General features: G+C 37.8%; 13 protein-coding genes. 1 reads left to right on the top strand and 12 read right to left on the bottom strand.

The genetic code is table 11. The annotated features are described in order from the left end of the window. Positions 1-483: 483 nt before the first annotated feature. The 3 genes from ACQKNC_RS03940 to ACQKNC_RS03930 form a co-directional block, all read right to left on the bottom strand. Positions 484-2,061: a peptide chain release factor 3 gene (locus tag ACQKNC_RS03940; protein WP_427423575.1), complete on the bottom strand. Its 1,578-nt coding sequence runs from the start codon at positions 2,059-2,061 to the stop codon at positions 484-486. 281 nt (positions 2,062-2,342) lie between these two features. Then, positions 2,343-3,809 carry a UDP-N-acetylmuramoyl-L-alanyl-D-glutamate--2,6-diaminopimelate ligase gene (locus ACQKNC_RS03935; RefSeq protein ID WP_427423574.1) on the bottom strand — a complete coding sequence of 489 codons (1,467 nt, stop codon included), beginning with the start codon at positions 3,807-3,809 and terminating at the stop codon, positions 2,343-2,345. A gap of 449 nt (positions 3,810-4,258) precedes the next feature. Continuing rightward, a complete protein-coding gene (locus ACQKNC_RS03930; RefSeq protein WP_427423573.1) occupies positions 4,259-5,647 on the bottom strand; it encodes an aldehyde dehydrogenase in 1,389 nt (462 codons plus the stop codon). A gap of 214 nt (positions 5,648-5,861) precedes the next feature. On the opposite strand from ACQKNC_RS03930, the gene ACQKNC_RS03925 reads away from it, so the two are divergent. Continuing rightward, complete coding sequence (locus ACQKNC_RS03925; RefSeq protein ID WP_427423572.1) at positions 5,862-6,017, top strand: hypothetical protein; 156 nt, start codon at positions 5,862-5,864, stop codon at positions 6,015-6,017. Positions 6,018-6,236: 219 nt separating this feature from the next. Here ACQKNC_RS03925 and ssuE read toward each other — a convergent pair whose 3' ends face one another. From ssuE to ACQKNC_RS03880, 9 genes are all read right to left on the bottom strand, one after another. After that, the gene (ssuE, locus tag ACQKNC_RS03920; protein WP_427423571.1) at positions 6,237-6,770 is read right to left on the bottom strand and encodes an NADPH-dependent FMN reductase; all 534 of its coding nucleotides are present in this window, start codon (positions 6,768-6,770) and stop codon (positions 6,237-6,239) included. Between the two features lie 372 nt (positions 6,771-7,142). Then, positions 7,143-8,480 (bottom strand): dihydrolipoyl dehydrogenase, encoded by a 1,338-nt coding sequence (gene lpdA, locus ACQKNC_RS03915; protein WP_427423570.1) that lies wholly within the window; start codon positions 8,478-8,480, stop codon positions 7,143-7,145. A 901-nt stretch (positions 8,481-9,381) separates the two neighbouring features. Beyond that, entirely contained in the window at positions 9,382-11,475 is a 2,094-nt protein-coding gene (locus tag ACQKNC_RS03910) for a catalase (protein ID WP_427423569.1), read from the bottom strand. Between the two features lie 439 nt (positions 11,476-11,914). Then, positions 11,915-13,411, bottom strand: a complete 1,497-nt coding sequence (gene glpK / locus ACQKNC_RS03905) for a glycerol kinase GlpK (RefSeq protein ID WP_427423568.1) — start codon at positions 13,409-13,411, stop codon at positions 11,915-11,917. 46 nt (positions 13,412-13,457) lie between these two features. After that, the gene (locus ACQKNC_RS03900) at positions 13,458-14,261 is read right to left on the bottom strand and encodes an MIP/aquaporin family protein (RefSeq protein ID WP_427423567.1); all 804 of its coding nucleotides are present in this window, start codon (positions 14,259-14,261) and stop codon (positions 13,458-13,460) included. Positions 14,262-14,425: 164 nt separating this feature from the next. Next, complete coding sequence (locus ACQKNC_RS03895; protein ID WP_427423566.1) at positions 14,426-14,983, bottom strand: glycerol-3-phosphate responsive antiterminator; 558 nt, start codon at positions 14,981-14,983, stop codon at positions 14,426-14,428. Between the two features lie 56 nt (positions 14,984-15,039). Then, positions 15,040-16,683: a glycerol-3-phosphate dehydrogenase/oxidase gene (locus ACQKNC_RS03890; RefSeq protein WP_427423565.1), complete on the bottom strand. Its 1,644-nt coding sequence runs from the start codon at positions 16,681-16,683 to the stop codon at positions 15,040-15,042. A 667-nt stretch (positions 16,684-17,350) separates the two neighbouring features. After that, positions 17,351-17,926 carry an RloB family protein gene (locus ACQKNC_RS03885; protein WP_427423564.1) on the bottom strand — a complete coding sequence of 192 codons (576 nt, stop codon included), beginning with the start codon at positions 17,924-17,926 and terminating at the stop codon, positions 17,351-17,353. Then, positions 17,923-19,200: an AAA family ATPase gene (locus ACQKNC_RS03880; protein ID WP_427423563.1), complete on the bottom strand. Its 1,278-nt coding sequence runs from the start codon at positions 19,198-19,200 to the stop codon at positions 17,923-17,925. Before ACQKNC_RS03880 ends, ACQKNC_RS03885 begins: the two co-directional genes overlap by 4 nt. Positions 19,201-19,381: the final 181 nt, after the last annotated feature.

Below are 19,381 nucleotides of genomic sequence, written 5' to 3'. Positions count from 1 at the left end.
ATACTGTATATATTCTACATATAGCTCCAATTTTCCTTGTAAAAAAACACGAATCGCAACATGTCGATTCGTGTTTTTTTATATAATTAAGGTGTCATATAAAAAAGTATGCCACTTTGGCAAAACGAAGCAGTGGCAATAACAGCTATACAATTTGCTTAACTGTTATAAGTCCATTCTGATGAGTAACAACTGCGTTCTCTTTTGCAATGCATAAATTTTATAAAAATTCTACGCTATTGCTGATTGGAGTGGAGGGCTACTCGACTCCCGTGGGAAAGCGAGACAGACGAGACCCTGAGGCCAACATGATGTTGGTCAAGAAGGCATTGTCACAGGACGTGACGCACTTAGCCTTCATTCCTTTAGAGGAGGAAGCGGCTCGAAGCTCGCCCACAGGAAGCTTCGCCCTGCGCGAAAGCGAAGCGTCAGCGACAAAGCGAGTAGCCTGGATCGGAAATCACCCTAACAATTTTGTTTATATTATAAAAGGCTATACAGTTTAATGTTTTCGTTTTTATCAGCGAACCAACGCATAGCAAACTCATTTTCAAATAGGAAAACAAGATTATCAAAACGGTCTTTTACAAGCATTGAACGACCTGAAGACATCGATTCTTTAACATCTTCTTCGTTTTCAATCCATCTTGCAATTTTCGAACCAATTGGCTCCATCTTCACTTCAACATTATATTCGTTTTTCATACGATGCTCAAAAACTTCAAATTGTAATTGACCAACTGCTCCAAGAATAACTTCTTCTGTATGCAATGTTTTATAATATTGAATAGCGCCTTCTTGCACTAATTGTAAAATCCCTTTATGGAATTGCTTAGATTTCATAACATTTTTCGCAGTTACACGAACAAATAACTCTGGCGTGAACTGTGGCAATTTTTCAAATTGGAATGTCTTTTTACCACCAACAACTGTGTCACCAATTTGATAAGTACCTGTGTCGTATAAACCGATAATATCACCAGCAACTGCTTCATCTACTGTTTCACGATCATCAGCTAAGAATTGTGTAGATTGTGTCACTTTGAATGATTTACCTGTACGAGATAAAGTCATGTTCATGCCACGTTCAAATTTACCCGATACGATACGCACAAAGGCAATACGGTCACGGTGTGCAGGGTTCATGTTCGCTTGAATTTTGAAAATGAAGCCAGAAAACTCTTCATGTTCAACTGGATCAATAAATTGTTCATCCTCAGTAATTCGAGGCTGTGGTGTCGGTGCAAATTGTAAATATGTTTCAAGGAATGTTTGTACACCAAAATTTGTTAAGGCAGAACCAAAGAAAACAGGTGTTAATTCACCACGTCGAATTTTCTCTTCAGAATACGCATTACCCGCTTCATCAAGCAACATTATGTCGTCCATTGCTTGTGAATAATATGAAGTCACCTTCATCGGATGCTCGACTGCAAGTTCTCCATTATCATCGATTGGTAAGAAACGTTCTTCTTCTTCAGTACGGAATTGCTCGATACGTTTATTATAGCGATCATAAATACCTAGAAACTCTTTACCCATACCAATTGGCCAGTTCATTGGGTAAGCGTTAATGCCAAGTACCTCCTCAAGCTCTTCAATTAGCTCAAGTGGCTCCTTCCCTTGACGGTCTAGTTTATTGATAAAAGTAAAAATCGGAATACCACGCATTTTACAAACTTTGAATAGCTTTAAAGTTTGTGCTTCAATACCTTTGGCAGCATCTACAACCATGACAGCACTATCCACCGCCATTAATGTACGATACGTATCCTCCGAGAAATCTTGGTGACCTGGAGTATCTAAAATATTGACACGTGAACCGCTATAATCGAATTGCATAACTGAAGAAGTTACAGAAATCCCACGTTGCTTTTCAATTTCCATCCAGTCAGATGTTGCAAACTTACCTGATTTCTTTCCTTTTACCGTACCGGCATCACGAATCGCACCACCAAATAGTAAAAGCTTTTCTGTAATCGTCGTTTTACCAGCATCAGGGTGACTGATAATGGCAAAAGTTCGACGCGATAATATATCTTTTTCTAAATTTGAATTCATCTCGTCATTCTCCTTTTTTCATACTTAATAATAATAAAAGAAGACTTGCCTTTCTTACAACCTTTTTACATGAATTCTCCCAAAAAAGAAGTTTTCTATTGAACACTTGACGAGGTGCAACTATCTTCCTCAATAATTCCGATGAATTGTAAGGAACCCAAAAAGAAAACCCCTTAGCACTAACTAAAAGGTTTTCTAAGTATGGTGAACTTATCGCATAATTGCATGTATGACGTTCACACTATCAAGTAAGTTCTAACATCCTAATTGGAGATCATATATCATACAAATTTTAAACGGCCAGCCTCTATTGCAATTTCTGCATCACTATGCGGATATTTAGTATTCTCAATAATTTGGTAATCTTCATGGCCTTTACCAGCAAAAATAATCATATCCCCTGGTTCAGCAATCTCGATTGCATGACGCACTGCCTCAGCACGGTCTCCTATACATGCATAATGTTCATGTAGCATCCCTTTGGCAAGATCACCTGTAATACTATCGTAATCTTCATAGCGTGGATCATCTGTCGTTAAAATAACGTATTCAGCGGCTGACGCCTTTTCTGCCATTGCTGGACGTTTCGATTTATCACGATTGCCACCAGTACCAACTAGGAAAATAAGCTTGCCTTTTTTATATGGTTGGGCTGATGAAATCGCTTTTTCAATTGCGTCAGGTGTATGTGCATAATCAATAAAAATCTGCACAGGTAAATCTGAACAAACTTTCTCCATGCGTCCCTTTACTGGTGGCAATTGCTCAATTTGCTCAATGATTGATTCCATTGAATAACCACGACCATAAAAAGCAACCATAGCAGCCAGTACATTGTATATATTAAATTCCCCAAGTAAAGGCATTTTCACATGGTATATTCCCTCTGGCATATCAACATCAAAAGATGTCATGAAATCATGATATTCACAGTTAATAGCTCGGAAATCAGCTGTTTCATTTTTTAATCCATATGTCCATACTGGAAATGGTGTCATCGCTGCATAGCGCTCTGACCAAACATCATCAGCATTTAACACTACCATTTTATTCTTTTCTAAGTCTTGTCCAAGTTGAGAGAATAATAAGCCCTTCGCATGGCCATATTCCTCCATCGTCCCATGGAAATCAAGATGATCATGTGTAAGATTTGTAAAAATGGCTACATCATAATCTACGCCAGCTAGACGTCCTAGTGCTAAACCGTGTGAAGAAACCTCCATAGTCATTAATCGGCAGCCTTCCATTTTTGCACGGAAAATCATTTGTTGAGTCGATAATGCATCGCTTGTAGTATTTGCTGACTCATATAAAATACCATTCAAATTAAAGCCAATTGTTCCTGATTGTGCAGATTTCTCGCCCATACCATGCATTATATTTTGAATAATACCCGTTACTGATGTTTTTCCATTTGTCCCTGTTACGCCAATCATTGTCATATCTTTCGATGGATAGTCAAAAAACTTTGCAGCTAACAAGCCAACTGCTCGATCCGTATCTTTCACAATGACCTGCGCAATATTTTCACCTAATGGTAAATGTCGTTCAGTCACAACAATTGTTGCGCCACCATCAACTGCTTTCTGTGCATAGTCATGACCATCTACTGTATAACCTTTTATACAAACAAACATACTATTTGGTTGCACACTTCGCGAATCAATTACAATATCACTTACTTGGTCAGGTAGCACTCCAATTATTTTTTTCAAAGGTAATGCATTCAACAATTCCTCTGCATACATTTCATAGTCCTCCAATCAATCTCTACATTCATTTCATCATTCGTTGTTTATTCGACAAAAAATGACAATATGAATACCCCCACATTCTATTGAATTTATTTTACTACTTATTCGCTCATAAATAAAATGTCTCTTAAGACGTTTTTCGAATGAAAACGCTATCATTTTGATATATCTTTAATATTTCACTGAAATTTAGCTTATCACCATCACGTGGGGGTGATTTCCGTTCCGGCTGGGCGATTTTCCGGGGGCGTTCAGCCGGAACAGAAATCAACTTATATAAATGGCATCTCCAATTATTAATTTAAGAGCCCGAAATTCACCTGACTTATCAAAAATCAACATTTATCGACAATTGTAATTGATTCATGTATGAAGCTTGGTTAATGTGACTACTAAAAAGTGAGGCGTCAAAGACCTTTTTTTGATCCGACGCCTCCTTTTCACTATTTCATAATAGTTCGCACAAGCTTAACCTTTTGTTTATAAGGGGGAAAGAGGACATTCGTCTCTAGCTTCGAAGATTTTTTTAATATTGATTTTGGATGGGTAAAGTTTTCAAAGCTTGCCTTCCCATGGTATGCTTTTACCCCTGATGGCCCGACACCGCCAAATGGTAAATGTAAATTTCCTACATGTGTAATCGTATCATTAATACATCCGCCACCAAATGGTAATTCCTCTAAAAAGTACTGGATAGCTTTCTCATGCTCTGAGAAAAAATATGCCGCTAAAGGTTTTGGTAACTGACGAATTTGATGAATGGCAAGCGGTAAATCATCGTACATCATCACAGGTAATATCGGACCAAATAGTTCATCCTGCATCGAAGGACTTGACCATTTTACATATTCAACAATTGTAGGCTCAATATACAAATCATCACGATCTGTTCTACCACCAAATGTAATTGCATCACGTTCTTCTACTATAATTTGCTGTAAGCGATCAAACTGTTTTAGATTCACAATACGGCCGTAGTCAGGACTTTTTAATGCATTTTTGCCATAGAAGGAACGAATAGTCTCTTTCAATATTTTCATAAATCGTTCATAGACATCTTTATGGACAAAGACATAATCTGGTGCCACACAAGTTTGTCCAGTATTTGCGAATTTACCCCACGCAATTCTTTTCGCTGCTACTTCTAAATTGGCTGTTTGATCGACAATTGCGGGACTTTTCCCACCAAGTTCTAGGGCAATTGGTGTTAATCGTTCCGCTGCTGCCTTTGCAACAACTTTACCGACTGCCACGCTCCCTGTAAAAAATATATAGTCAAAGGATGCATGAATAAGTGCCGTCACTTCTTCTTTTTCACCTTCTACAACTCGCACATAGAAAGGATTAAACGTTTCTTCAATTATTTTTTTAACGATTGCTGCTGTATGCACAGATGTTTCTGATGGTTTTACAATAGCCGTATTACCACCAACAATTGCACCGATTAAGGGCTCCATTACAAGCTGGAATGGATAATTGAAAGGACCAATGATTAATGTTACCCCATATGGTTCTCTTACAATAAAGCTTTTTCCCATCTGGTATTGAATCGGTGTTTTTACAGCTTTTGGTTTCATCCATTCTTCAACATGCTTTACCAAATAAGAAATACTATCTAGAACAATGCCAATTTCTGTTGCATATGCCTCAAACTCATTTTTTCGTAAATCTAAATATAGAGCATTCAAAATTTCTTTTTCATATTTTATAATTACTTTCTTCAATTTTATTAATTGCTCTTTTCGAAATTTTGTACTCTTCGTCGCTCGTGAAAAGTAAAATTGACGTTGTTCTGTAATCATATTTTCTACATCTTGTGACGTAAAATTCATAATAGAAGCACCCCTTTTTTAAAATGGCATACATAGTTTTTTCATTTCGAAACAAACTATCTTTGTCTATACGATACAACATTGACAAACAAATTTCCTCTTTCTTAAATTGGTGGGATGAAAGTATGCAAAAAAAGTAAGAACTGTTGATGGTTTTGTGATTATGAAAATTTTACAACTACATATTGAAAAATTGAAACGGGGGCGTAGATGAATGACAACAACAACAGGAACTTGGTGGGAGTCTATTTTTTCTGGACCATTGGCGCACGGTATTTGTGAAGAAAAATTATTGCTATTGCAAGATGAGGCTTTCTTATATCTCACTACAATACCGGGTGAGGAGAAAGAAGAACCTGAAGTTAATTAAACATAGCGCGTTATAGGGGAGTCCTTTCCTATAATGCGCTATTTTTTGTACTTCATGTCTCATCACCAAAAATTGTGGATGTCATTTGTTTAAACTTATGCCGTTTATATAAGTTGATTGGAGACTAGGTGACTCCTTGGGGATTAGTGTCACAGCCTAGTCGGAACGGATATCAACCACACGTTATGGTGATGAGCTAACTTCATACTTAATGATTTTTCAATTTACAAATACAATTTGCTGTAATTGTTTTAATTCCACATCAAGTCGGTTGATAGCTTCTTCTTCAATGGCAAAGCTTCCATCTTCAAGCCGAATAATTTGTTTATCAACAATATAAACAGAATGTGCAATAGTTGTAGCTCCTAATACAGCTAAAACTGGTTTCAATGCATATTCTAATGCGAGTAAATGTCCAATAGAGCCACCTACAGCAATTGGTAAGATGATCTTTCCTTGCAATGCTTTCTGCGGCAGTAAATCTAAATAAGTTTTCAATATCCCTGTATATGAAGCTTTATAAATTGGCGTCAAAATTACAATAATATCTGCTTCTTCAACCTGTTTATTTTCTGAAATGATGGCCTCACTTGAAAAATTTGCCGTAATTAAGTCCTGAGCAGGTAGTTCATGTACATAATTTATGTGTACCGCTATTCCTTGCGCTTGTAAGTAGTTTTCCACCTTTTCATGAATCGCCGTTACGCGTGAATTTTTTGAATTACTACCATTAATAATAACTGCTTTTATCATATTAGCCACTCCTTTAAGCTATATATTTGTCTATTCTTTCCGCATAAAGAGAACCTCTAGTCAGTGGGGATCACTGATTTAGATCTTTACCAATTTAGTTTTTACAAGAAGTTTATCTCCCACCGAACTTTTTCTAACGGTACAGATAAATTACTGCCTGTTAATGGAGATAAAAAAGGGCTCCTATATTTACGTCGGATGGATATCTGTAACGTAAATTAGAACCCTCTAGATGTCTAGTCAACTTTTCAATACCAAGTAATTTTATAAATTTAATTCAACATAATAACATACAAAGTCAATAGGTTTTAAAAAATCTACATTCCACTAACGAGAGGTTAACCTTCCGTTAAAGAATGTAGATTTTGATAGTTATTGGTGAATGGCTTTATTAAAAATACCTTTTGCAGCATCCCCAATATGCTCTGATACTGTAGGATGTGGGAAAATCATATTTGCGAGAGTATGGACAGTACCACCAGCATTTTTAGTAGCTAAAATAGCATTTAACATTTCTGTTGCCCCATCAGCAACAACACAAGCTCCTAAAATCCGTCCTTCCTTTTTCGCGGCAATAAGTTTTATAAATCCCATTGTATTTCCTTCCATTAATGCCTTGGGATTTGTATGTAAAGGCATTTGAGTCACCGTATAAGGTTCTTTTACCTGCTCTTCTAGTAAACCAAATGTCGCAATTTCAGGATGTGTATAAACACAGCGAGGAATCGATGTTTGATCAATTTGTGCTGGTTTAATTCCTAAAATATGATCTACAACATAAATTCCCTCAGCGCTCGCCGAATGAGCAAGCTGGTAACCACCAACTAAGTCGCCTATAGCATAAATATGTTTCTGACTTGTTTCAAGATGCTCATTGACAGCAATCAATCGACCATCGAACGCTAGACCAAGCTGCTCAGCACTTTCTGTATTCGGGCGTCGACCTGTTGCAAATAAAAGATTTTCATATGTATAAATTCCTTTAGATGTATGAATTTCATTGCCATTAAAATGCTCAAATTGGAAATCCATCACAAGCTCAATACCAAGCTTTTTCATCTTTTCGCGAATAAGTGGGCGTGCATCAGGCTCTTCTGTCTGTAAAATATCCTCACTATGATTCAGCACCGTCACCTTTGTTCCAAGTGGTGCTAAACTAAATGCCATCTCTACTGCAATAACGCCTCCACCGATAATTGTTAACTGCTTTGGTAACTCTTTGATATCAAAAAAAGTATCCGTTGTATAATAGGAAGACGTCTCTAAGCCTTTAAATGGTGGTACAAATGGTTTACTTCCGGTTGCCAAAACGATATCCGTTGCAGTAAAGTTCTCACTACCAACAGTTACAGTTAAATCCTTAGCTACTGCCGCTTCTCCTCGATAAAAGGTAATTTGATTGCTTAAAATATAGCCCTCAATATTCGATAAAAGCTCATCAATAATGGCATCCTTACGTTTCATCAATCGTGGAAAATTCACATTTACTGTAGGAGTTTCAATACCCCAGTCATTACCACGTTTTATCTCTTGAATGAGCTTACTATGCTCCAACAAAATTTTCGAAGGAATACAGCCGACATTATAGCAGGCCCCTCCTACTTTATCGCGCTCTACTAAAGCGACCTTCTTACCATTTTTTGCTGCATGAATGGCCGCTACATATCCTCCAGGACCTGCACCAATAATTGCAATATCAAATTTTTCCACGAAATTCACCTCATTTACCACCATAGCATTTACAAAATTTGAATGCAATGCCATGTAATTTATAGGGAATTCAAAAAACATTCCATCTACCCCTACATCTTCAGCCATAAAAGGAGGATAGTATACCAAAGACATTATTATTATTTGTGCTGCTAACTGTCCGGAAAAACAAGCCGTGAAACCTCCATCTATTGAAAAGTATTTACAAACTGTAACTGCACAACATAGGTAACATCTTTATGAGAAAAAAATCTCTCACTATTCTTTATAGAACAATGAGAGACTTTAATTATAAGTATTTTTACCACTATGGATGAGGTATTTCATAGAAAATCTAATGAAAGTGTCTCGATAGAGTATCGCTTCTTTTCCCGTGGGTGTTCGCTTTGCTTTCGCCGGTATTCACTCTGCTTCCGCGGGTATTCGCTTTGCTTCCGCGGGTATTCGCTCTGCTCGCGGGTATTTGCTCTGCTTCCGCGGGTATTCTCCTTCTTCGCGCGGGTATTTGCTCTGCTTCCGCGGGTATTCTCCTTCTTCGCGCGGGTATTCGCTTTGCTTCCGCGGGTATTCGCTCTGCTCGCGGGTATTCTCCTTCTTCGCGCGGGTATTCGCTTTGCTTCCGCGGGTATTCGCTCTGCTTCCGCGGGTATTCGCTCTGCTTCCGCGGGTATTCGCTCTGCTCGCGGGTATTCTCCTTCTTCGCGCGGGTATTCGCTCTGCTTCCGCGGGTATTTGCTCTGCTCGCGGGTATTCACTCTGCTTCCGCGGGTATTTGCTCTGCTTCCGCGGGTATTCACTCTGCTCGCGGGTATTCTCCGGCTTCGCGCGGGTATTCACTCTGCTTCCGCGGGTATTCGCTCTGCTTCCGCGGGTATTCTCCAGCTTCGCGCGGGTATTTACGTTAATAAATATTTCGCTCCCAAAAGCGTTGTTGGGCAATGGCATTTACAAATTTTTTAGCGAAATCTTTGTCGCCAGTTGCCAACACAATTCCTGGCCCTACATTGGCATTAGACATATTAAAAAATGTCGTTCCGGATGTAGCTATACCAATCGGTTTGTAATGTCTATACGCTTCATTGATATAATTTACAATATGCGAATTAAACTTTGCCTGATTTTTTGCTTTTACGCCTACAACATATAACGAGTCAAATAGTACCGCATCTGTAGTAATAAATGTGTCACTTGCTGTTAACTGTACGCCATCACTACTAGTAACAGCCCCTAATCTGTCGGAAATAATACTGTATCGAACACCCTGTCTCGTTAAATATTTCAGCATTTCTCCAACTTCATTTGCATCAAATCCATCACCTATTAGTACGCCTACTTTAAGTGTTTGTGGCATTTTTATTGTATTAGCCTGGCTAAGTGCAGGTGATGATAGCGTGACATTTATTTGCTCACCTTTTGGACGATTAACACCAATATTTTCGGCCACAGTCGTTGCCATTGCTTTATCAACACGGACAAACATATCGACAACCTGTTGGCGAACGGACTTACTTTTTACCTTCCCTACCTCAAAGCTAAAGGCATCAATAATATGCTGTTTTTCCGGAGGTGACATACTATTCCAAAACAGCCTTGCCTGTGAGAAATGATTTTCAAACGATTTACTACGTGCTCGTGTGATACGTCCTTCAACCTTTTCTTCATAATGAACAAAGCCACCTTCCCTTGCAGTAGATGTTGACGGGGAATTATTGGCCAAGGAATTTTTATGATAGCTCACTTTTCCTACATTAATAGTCTGTCGACTAAAGCCATTGCGCTGATTGTTATGAATCGGGCAAACAGGTCGGTTTATCGGTATTTCTGCAAAGTTTGGTCCTCCCAGACGTATTAGCTGTGTATCTAAATAAGAAAATAGCCGCCCCTGTAAAAGTGGATCATTTGTAAAATCTATGCCTGGTACAACATTTCCAGGATGGAAGGCGACTTGCTCTGTTTCAGCGAAAACATTATCTACATTGCGATTTAAGGTCATTTTCCCAATTTTTTTAACTGGCACTATCTCCTCTGGCCAGAGCTTAGTTGCATCCAAAATATCAAAATCAAATTTAAATTCGTCCTCTGGCTCAAGCATTTGTACACCAAGCTCATATTCTGGATAATCACCAATTTCAATTGATTCCCATAAATCACGGCGTTGAAAATCCGGATCCTTTCCAGCAATAATTTGTGCTTCATCCCAAACGAGTGAATGAACACCTAACACAGGCTTCCAATGAAATTTTACAAATCTCGATTTTCCTTTGTCATTGACGAAACGGAAAGCATGAACACCGAAACCCTCCATCATTCGAAAACTTCTAGGTATTGCTCGATCCGACATATGCCACATAATCATATGTGCAATTTCCTGATTGTTCGCTACAAAATCCCAAAATGTATCGTGAGCTGAGGCTGCTTGCGGCATTTCATTGTGAGGCTCAGGCTTTACCGCATGAATTAAATCAGGAAACTTAATAGCATCCTGAATAAAAAAGACAGGTATATTATTTCCAACTAAATCATAATTGCCTTCATCCGTGTAAAATTTCGTCGCAAAGCCACGAACATCACGTGCAGTATCCATCGATCCTAAGCTTCCAACTACAGTTGAAAATCTAACAAATACAGGCGTTTTCTTATTAGGGTCCTGTAAAAAGCTTGCCTTTGTATATTCTCCCATCGATTCATACAGCTCAAATTCTCCATGTGCTGCAAAGCCCCTCGCATGTACAACACGTTCTGGAATACGTTCATGATCAAAATGCGTTAGTTTTTCTCGAAAGTGAAAATCCTCCATAATGGTTGGCCCACGAAGTCCAGCCTTCAACGAATCCTCATCATTTGAAACTTTTAGCCCCTGATTCGTCGTCATCTTTTTTCCTTCATTATCGACACGAAACGGCTCTAGCTGCTGATCCTTCGCATTTTCGTCTAAATTTTTGCGCTGATTCGACTTAGGTTTATCCACGCAATCCCCTTTCGTTCCAATACTCATGAATCTCAATATACACTATATGTTTTTTTTGAATAAACATGCTTCAAGGCGTTGCTATAGAAGAACTTTATCAAAAAAATCATTTGAGGTTAACTTTGTAAAGGCGGTGAAAGTAATTTAGAATTTTATTGAAAAGAGGAGAGAAAAATATGAAGTCTGAAATAGGATATGCTAATAGTGTATCTAGTAGTTAACGGATACTAAATACTACTACAAATTTGATAAATATTGAGTGATGAGATATGGAGAAACCTTGTTTTTAAATTACGACAGGATCCTCGATATTGCAAATTAATTTCATAATACTACCCTATATCGTTTACCTATAACAAAACCTTGATTGGCAAGTGAAGTGACCCCAGTTAGATTTTTGTCTAACAACTTGGATCCGCTTCAAATTAGCCTATCAAGGTTTTTCCATCACTATTCAGCTATCTTTTTATTTAAATGCTTGAGCAGCTGCCACAGCTTTTTTCCAGCCTGCATAGATTTCTTCACGATGTGAATCATCCATATTAGGTGTGAATTGACAATCTAAATTCCAATACTCACCGATTTCATCAGTTGATTTCCAGAAGCCAACTGCTAAACCTGCTAAATACGCAGCGCCTAATGCTGTTGTTTCGTTAATGACCGGACGATCAACAGGGACATTTAATAAATCTGATTGGAATTGCATTAAGAAATTGTTTGCAACAGCACCACCATCTACACGTAATTTCGTTAGTGGAATATTGGCATCCGCTTCCATTGCACCAAGTACGTCTTTTGTTTGATAAGCTAACGATTCTAGTGTCGCACGTACAAAATGTTCTTTAGAAGTACCGCGCGTTAAGCCGAAGACTGCACCTCGTACATCTGAATCCCAATAAGGTGTACCTAGACCAACGAATGCAGGAACTACATAAACGCCATCAGCCGACTCTACACGTGCAGCATATTGCTCAGATTCTGAAGCAGAACGGAACATTCGTAAGCCGTCGCGTAACCATTGAATAGCAGAGCCAGCTACGAAAATACTTCCTTCTAAAGCGTAAGTCACCTTACCATTTAAGCCCCATGCAAGCGTAGTTAATAAGCCGTTCTCTGATTTTACTGCCTTTTCACCAGTGTTCATCAACATAAAGCAACCCGTACCGTAAGTGTTTTTAACCATACCTTCTTCAAAGCAAGCCTGACCGAATAGAGCAGCTTGCTGATCACCCGCAGCCCCTGCAATTGGAACAGCTGAACCAAAGAACAGAGCTTCCTCCGTATATCCATACACTTCTGAAGAAGGACGAACCTCAGGAAGCATAGAAGCAGGGACGCCTAAAATATCTAATATTTCCTCATCCCATTTTAAATCATAAATGTTATACATTAATGTACGAGAAGCATTTGAATAATCTGTAACATGGACTTTACCACCTGTTAACTTCCATATTAACCATGTATCAATTGTACCGAATAATAAATCACCCGCTTCTGCCTTTTCGCGAGCACCTTCAACATTGTCTAAAATCCACTTTACTTTTGTACCTGAGAAATATGCATCGATCAATAAACCTGTTTTATCACGGAATAAGTCATTGTAACCGTTTTCTTTCAATTCCTCACAAATTGCGTTCGTTTGGCGTGATTGCCATACAATAGCATTATAAATTGGTTTCCCTGAATGTTTATCCCAAACAACAGTTGTTTCGCGTTGGTTTGTAATACCGATCCCAGCAATTTGATTTGAATCAATATTTTTTGCAGAAAGCACTGTAGCGATACAAGAAAGAATAGAAGACCAAATTTCTTCTGCGTGATGTTCAACCCATCCAGATTGTGGGAAATATTGCGGGAATTCTTGTTGTGCGACATGGAGAATGCTCCCATTTTCATCAAACAAAATAGCACGTGAGCTTGTTGTACCTTGGTCCAAAGCTAAAATATATTTTTTTTCTGACATCGGACATACCTCCAAAAATTTTTTTAATTGCTTTCAGCTGATTGATTTACTCTTCACTTTTAACATTTTTCACTGTCATTTGAGCACTGATAAAAATAATAACTACGATAATAGCAAACACCCAAAATGCAATACTATTTTTCCCCTCAAAAATTTGTTGGAAAAATAAGGCGCCAAATGTACCACCGATAATTGGACCTACAACTGGAATCCATGCATATGACCATCCTGAGTCACGTTTACCTGGGATTGGTAAGAAAAAGTGAGCAATACGTGGACCTAAGTCACGTGCAGGGTTAATTGCATATCCAGTAGGACCCCCTAATGCCATCCCGATGACTACAATAAGCATACCAACTAGAAATGGATTTAAACCATCAGTAATTGTATTTGTTCCTAATGCTAGAATACCTAAAACAAGTATAAATGTACCAATCATTTCTGAAATTAAATTTGATAATGGATGTTTAATAGCAGGCATTGTTGAAAATACAGCCAGTTTCGCATCTAAATCTTTCGTGCCTTTCCAATGTGGTAAATACATAAAATAAACGAGTACCGCGCCTAAAAATGCACCAATCAATTGTGCAGCAATGTAAGTTGGTACGTCTTCCCACGGAAAATTACCGATTGTAGCAAGCGCGATTGTTAAAGCAGGATTTAAATGAGCCCCACTAATACCACCAACAGCATATGCAGCCATAGCCACAGCTAGACCCCAAGCGAATGTAATCACTACCCATCCACCGCCAAAACCTTTCGATTTGTGCAGTGATACACCTGCAACAACACCACCACCGAATAAAATCAGAATCATCGTACCGACCAGTTCAGCTGTAAATGTTGACATACAAGAAGCTCCCCCTTTGTTTATAATGCACCTAGTAAAAAAAATAAACCCACACTTAAACAATCTGCACGTTGTAATGCAGATGAATAAATGTGGGTTCCTTTTCCTAACCACGCGCTTTTTAACTTATGTACATTGTAGAAAAAACAATATACATAGTCAACCTATTTTTTGAAATTTTCCCACAAATTTTTATTTGATGTCGTAATAGCTACTGCCCCAGCTGATAGCGCTTCATCTATACTTTCATCAGTGCGGACTAGTCCACCTGTAATAACAGGGATTTTTGTTCGCTGGTGTACTTCTGAAATCATTGAAGGAATGATACCTGGTAATAATTCAATATAATCAGGCTTTGCTGATTCAATCATTGAAAAGCTTTTTTCAAGCGCAATAGTATCAATTAAAAAGACACGCTGAATAGCGATAATCCCACGAGATTTTGCTTTTATTAACATATTCGATCGAGTGGAGATTATACCTGCAGGACGGATATCATTGCATAAAAAATCAGCTGCAAAATTATCCGTTTTTAAGCCATGAATTAAATCTGCATGAATAATTAATTTTTTACCATTACGATCTGCTTCTCGCTTTATTGACATGAGCACACTAATATGCACTTCTAATAGAACAATGTATTCAAATCGACTATTTATTACTTCATCAAATTGCTTTACAGTACGTGCAGCGGGAATAATTTGTTGATTATTGAAATTCATTTAATTTCCCCTTTGTTTAAAAAGTCAGGTCGCCATTAAGACGACCTTCATTCTTATTATAATGCAGTTGTAGCTCTAGTTATTTCTATACTTAAATCTTTTTCATATTGTGTACGTTGTTCAGTAGACCAGTTTAATTGTTTTGCCATTTCATCTAATACCGCCTCTTTATATTGTTTCACAAGTGCGATATTAAAGAACATATAAGCTGTACGGCGAATCATAAAGTCGTTCGGATGAACAACCATTTCATGATGAATACCATATAGTAGCTGAGCATATAGCCCTTGTGGTAAAATGGGATGCTTTTCTTTGGCATATTCAAAAACAACGTCCACATTAGAACCATAATGATGTGCTAAATGTTTTGCTTCCTCTTCTGGTAATCCAATTTCGACACCCATTTTTACACGTTTTGACACGAAGGCATGTAAGTTTTGGGAGCCCCCAACATCTCCACCAGATATATGAATATTCTTTGTATGACATGGTTTTGATGCAATGCCAAATCGCTGTTCTAAATCTTGTGCAATCATATTTAAAACTGTTTCAGCCATTTTGCGATAACCTGTTAATTTACCGCCAGCAATTGTCACAAGACCTGAAGGAGATTCCCATACTTCATCCTTACGAGAAATTTCAGATGGATTTTTACCTTCCTCATGAATTAATGGGCGAACTCCTGCCCAGCTGGATTCGATATCTTCATCAGTGACTTTAACTTTTGGAAACATGTAATGTATTGCCTTCATAATATAATCACGATCTTCTTGATGGATATTCATATCTCGTGCATCGCCTTTGTAAAATGTATCTGTCGTTCCAACATATGTTTTCCCATCACGAGGAATTGCAAACACCATACGACCATCAGGTGTATCAAAATAGACAGCTTGACGTAGTGGGAAATTGGATTCATCAAAAACGATGTGCACACCTTTTGATAAAATTAAATGCTTACCATTTTGTTTCCCTTCGATAGTACGAACTTCATCTACCCATGGACCCGCAGCATTCACAACTTTTTTTGCACGAATATTAAAAGCATTATGGGCAATTAAATCTTGTGCGACGATACCATTAATTTTCTTTTGGTCATCGTATAAAAAGTTTTCTGCCTTTGTATAGTTAATGAGTGTAGCGCCTTTTTCGATGGCAATTTTGGCAACTTCGACTGTTAGACGTGCATCATCTGTACGATATTCTACATATACACCACCGCCACGTAAGTCCTCTGCTTTGACCAAAGGTTCTTTTTCCATTGTTTTTACGGCATTTAACATATATCGACGTTCAGAATGTTTAACCCCTGCTAAAAAATCATAGACACGTAAGCCAATATTCGTTGAGAATTTACCGAATGTGCCTCCTTTATGGAATGGTAGTAGCATCCAAACAGGAGTTGTTACATGAGGTCCATTTTCATAAACGATTGCACGCTCTTTTCCTAAATCTGCAACTTCTTTTATTTCAAATTGTTTTAAATAACGAAGTCCACCATGCACTAATTTTGTCGAACGACTAGAAGTACCAGCGGCGAAGTCTTGCATTTCAACTAACGCTACAGATAATCCACGAGCAATTGCATCAAGTGCAATACCACAACCTGTAATACCACCACCGATAACCAATAAATCGTATTCTTTACTTTGTAATTCTTCAATAATTTGTTGACGTTGCATTGCTGAAGCTGTGCTCATAATGAAATTCCTCCTTATTAAGAACGAAAAAAGAGACCATTAAAAGCACATGTACAAAATGTACATATGTTTTTAATGGTCTCTCAATCGCTCAAACCTTGTATATTAACTTAATTTCATTTTAATGTGTTTAGAGAGAAAAGGCAAGTTAGCTAATTTTTAAAAATAACGAAGACAAAATACACTTTTCAATCATTTATAGGTTTGAGTCGTGTCATATGTACAGTTCAATTATCATGGCTGCTGATATTATTTAATTCCCAATACAAAAAATTTATTTATTCACATTAGTTAGTGGAAATCAATTTCGATTTAGTGTGATTGCGTCCGGAAATACCACCTTGTTCTAGTGAAATATAAAAACAGCAGGTTCTCCATTAAGCAACGGAAAACCTGCTGTTTAGCAATCAATCATGCCTCGGCATAATTACGCCCGGAATCGGCTTTGTGCTTAGCCTGCAGATGTTTATTGTGCGAAAGCGTAGTGCTAACGCAGCGGCAGCAACAGATGTTTTTTGTGCGAAAGCGCAGTGCTAACGTAGCGGCAGTGAGTGTTGCTGTCGCTTCGCTTTCACACAGATAAATTGCCACAGGACGTGGCGTTCTTAGACTGAGTTCCTCTCTCTATTTCAGCAGGTACAGGTTTTTAGACACCCGCTGAAAGAAGTTAAAATATGTATTGTATCATTTCATGTATGTTGCAATAAGGATTGTCACGGCTTTCCGTCTCGCGAAGCGCCATCATATCTGTGCAATTTTTAATAGCAACCTCATGTCGAAGTGCGATAGGTGCAATGACTGACTCATCCGCTTTATGACGAAAGTAACGTGTTACCCCAAGATGTTGCTCCATCTTGTCATTTAATACAGCACGAGGATACTTTTCAGAAATATCGACCTCTTCAAAATGCAATAGTAGCCATAATTCAAATGCTTCGTTTGTATAGGCAATATGAATACTTTTCTCCTCACAAAAAGCATTTACTTCCTCTAATTGCTTTTCGGTCAAATCATCTTTATCAAAAACAATCCAAACCTCATCAGAATATTGATAGCTCGAATCTCGATAGGCATGCTGGGCTAGCTTAATAGCTGAACGCTTAACGTTTTTTATTTTGACACTTACCATTTTGGAACGCTTTAAAATACGCATTTGCTCAAAATAAATACGTTCGGTTTCACCTTCACAATAAACTAAAATTGTTTTACGCAGTGTTCGATTCCCTTGTTGACGTACTCTCACTGCTCGGTTACCTCCACTTCCTCTAGATATTGATCAGATAAATATTCATTAATAACCGGTGTAGCCCCAAATTCTCCTTTTAAGTAACGCTTGGCATAGGAAATATCTCCACGTTTCTTCTGTAAATCTGCAAAATCAAATAAAGAATATAACTCGGATTCATTTTTAAAGCTTTTATTCACAAACCATATTTGATCGGAACGTAGTGGCTGATCTAATAAATCAATTTCATGAGTTGTGACCACAAATTGATTAGTAACGTTACGTTTGCTGTTCATAATGGCCATTAAAAATTCGCAGATGGACACATGAAATGCTGTATCAAATTCATCTATAAAGATAGTCTTTCCTTTATTGTATGCATCTACTATGACACATGCTAAATGCAACATACGGACTGTCCCCTTTGAATCCATCGTCCAATTGATCGTCTCTGCCCCTATCGGCGCACCTGCTTTATTGAACGATAGATAGTGTAAATCGATATCCACCTCTTGAATAACCTCTGAAGTGTCAAAATCATAGCCAATAGTATTTTTCTCTCTACGCTCAACGCGTCTTGCTGTCACATCTTGAATAGAGAAGTCTGCAATCTTAAGTAACTTAATTACCTCTTTTTTAAAGGGCTCCTCTTCAAGTTTACGAATAAGTGGATGACTTGATAACCGATTTGCTTCATCTAAAAACAGTATTTTATGTAAAAACCAATCAAATATTTTCGTAGCATCTGGGTCATTAAAGACATTTAATACTGATAAGAAAGCTGTATTATCACGTGTATATTTTGTCAATTCTAGCGCTGTGCTTTGGGCAGTTTCATACAAATATTCTGTCCCATCCCATTGTCTATTAAAGAGCTGTTCTTTCATAGATTTTGTCGTTTTAGTTAGGCATTCATAAAGGACCTGCGATGCATTATACTGTACCTCATAATCGTACAGTACCCCATCTAGTATTAATGAAATCATAAATTCTGTCGGTTGCCCTTGCTGATCCCCTAACTTAAATGGCTGGTAGGGTAAGCGCAGCTGTTTGACATTATTAAGATTTTCAAAGTTAAACAATAAAGAACGTAAAATTTTAATGGCCGTGAATAAGTTTGATTTTCCACTTCCATTTGGTCCGAAAATAAAAGCACTTTTTACAAGGCGAAACGAGTCAAATTTCATCGTATGTGTGGCCTTTAATTTACGAATGCGGCTGCCCGCCACCATTGAAAATAGTGTTTCATCCTTATAACTTAAGCAATTTTTCACTCTAAAATCTACTAGCATGTATAAGCCCCCGTTCAATTCCGCAACATTCTTTAATTATACTATAGGCGTAAAAAAACACCTATTACTCCACGTAATACTAATAATGCGATGCACAATTATTTACTGATGAATGATTGAACATATAAAAAGACGATTTCCCCTTTATAGTAGGGTAAATCGTCAAAAATTTCATATAATC

The organism is Lysinibacillus sp. NPDC094177 (genome assembly GCF_050279145.1).
In the GTDB taxonomy this organism is placed as follows: Bacteria; Bacillota; Bacilli; order Bacillales_A; family Planococcaceae; genus Lysinibacillus.
Note: the sequence above shows the minus strand (reverse complement) of the source record. Positions and strands in the feature narration are given on the sequence as shown.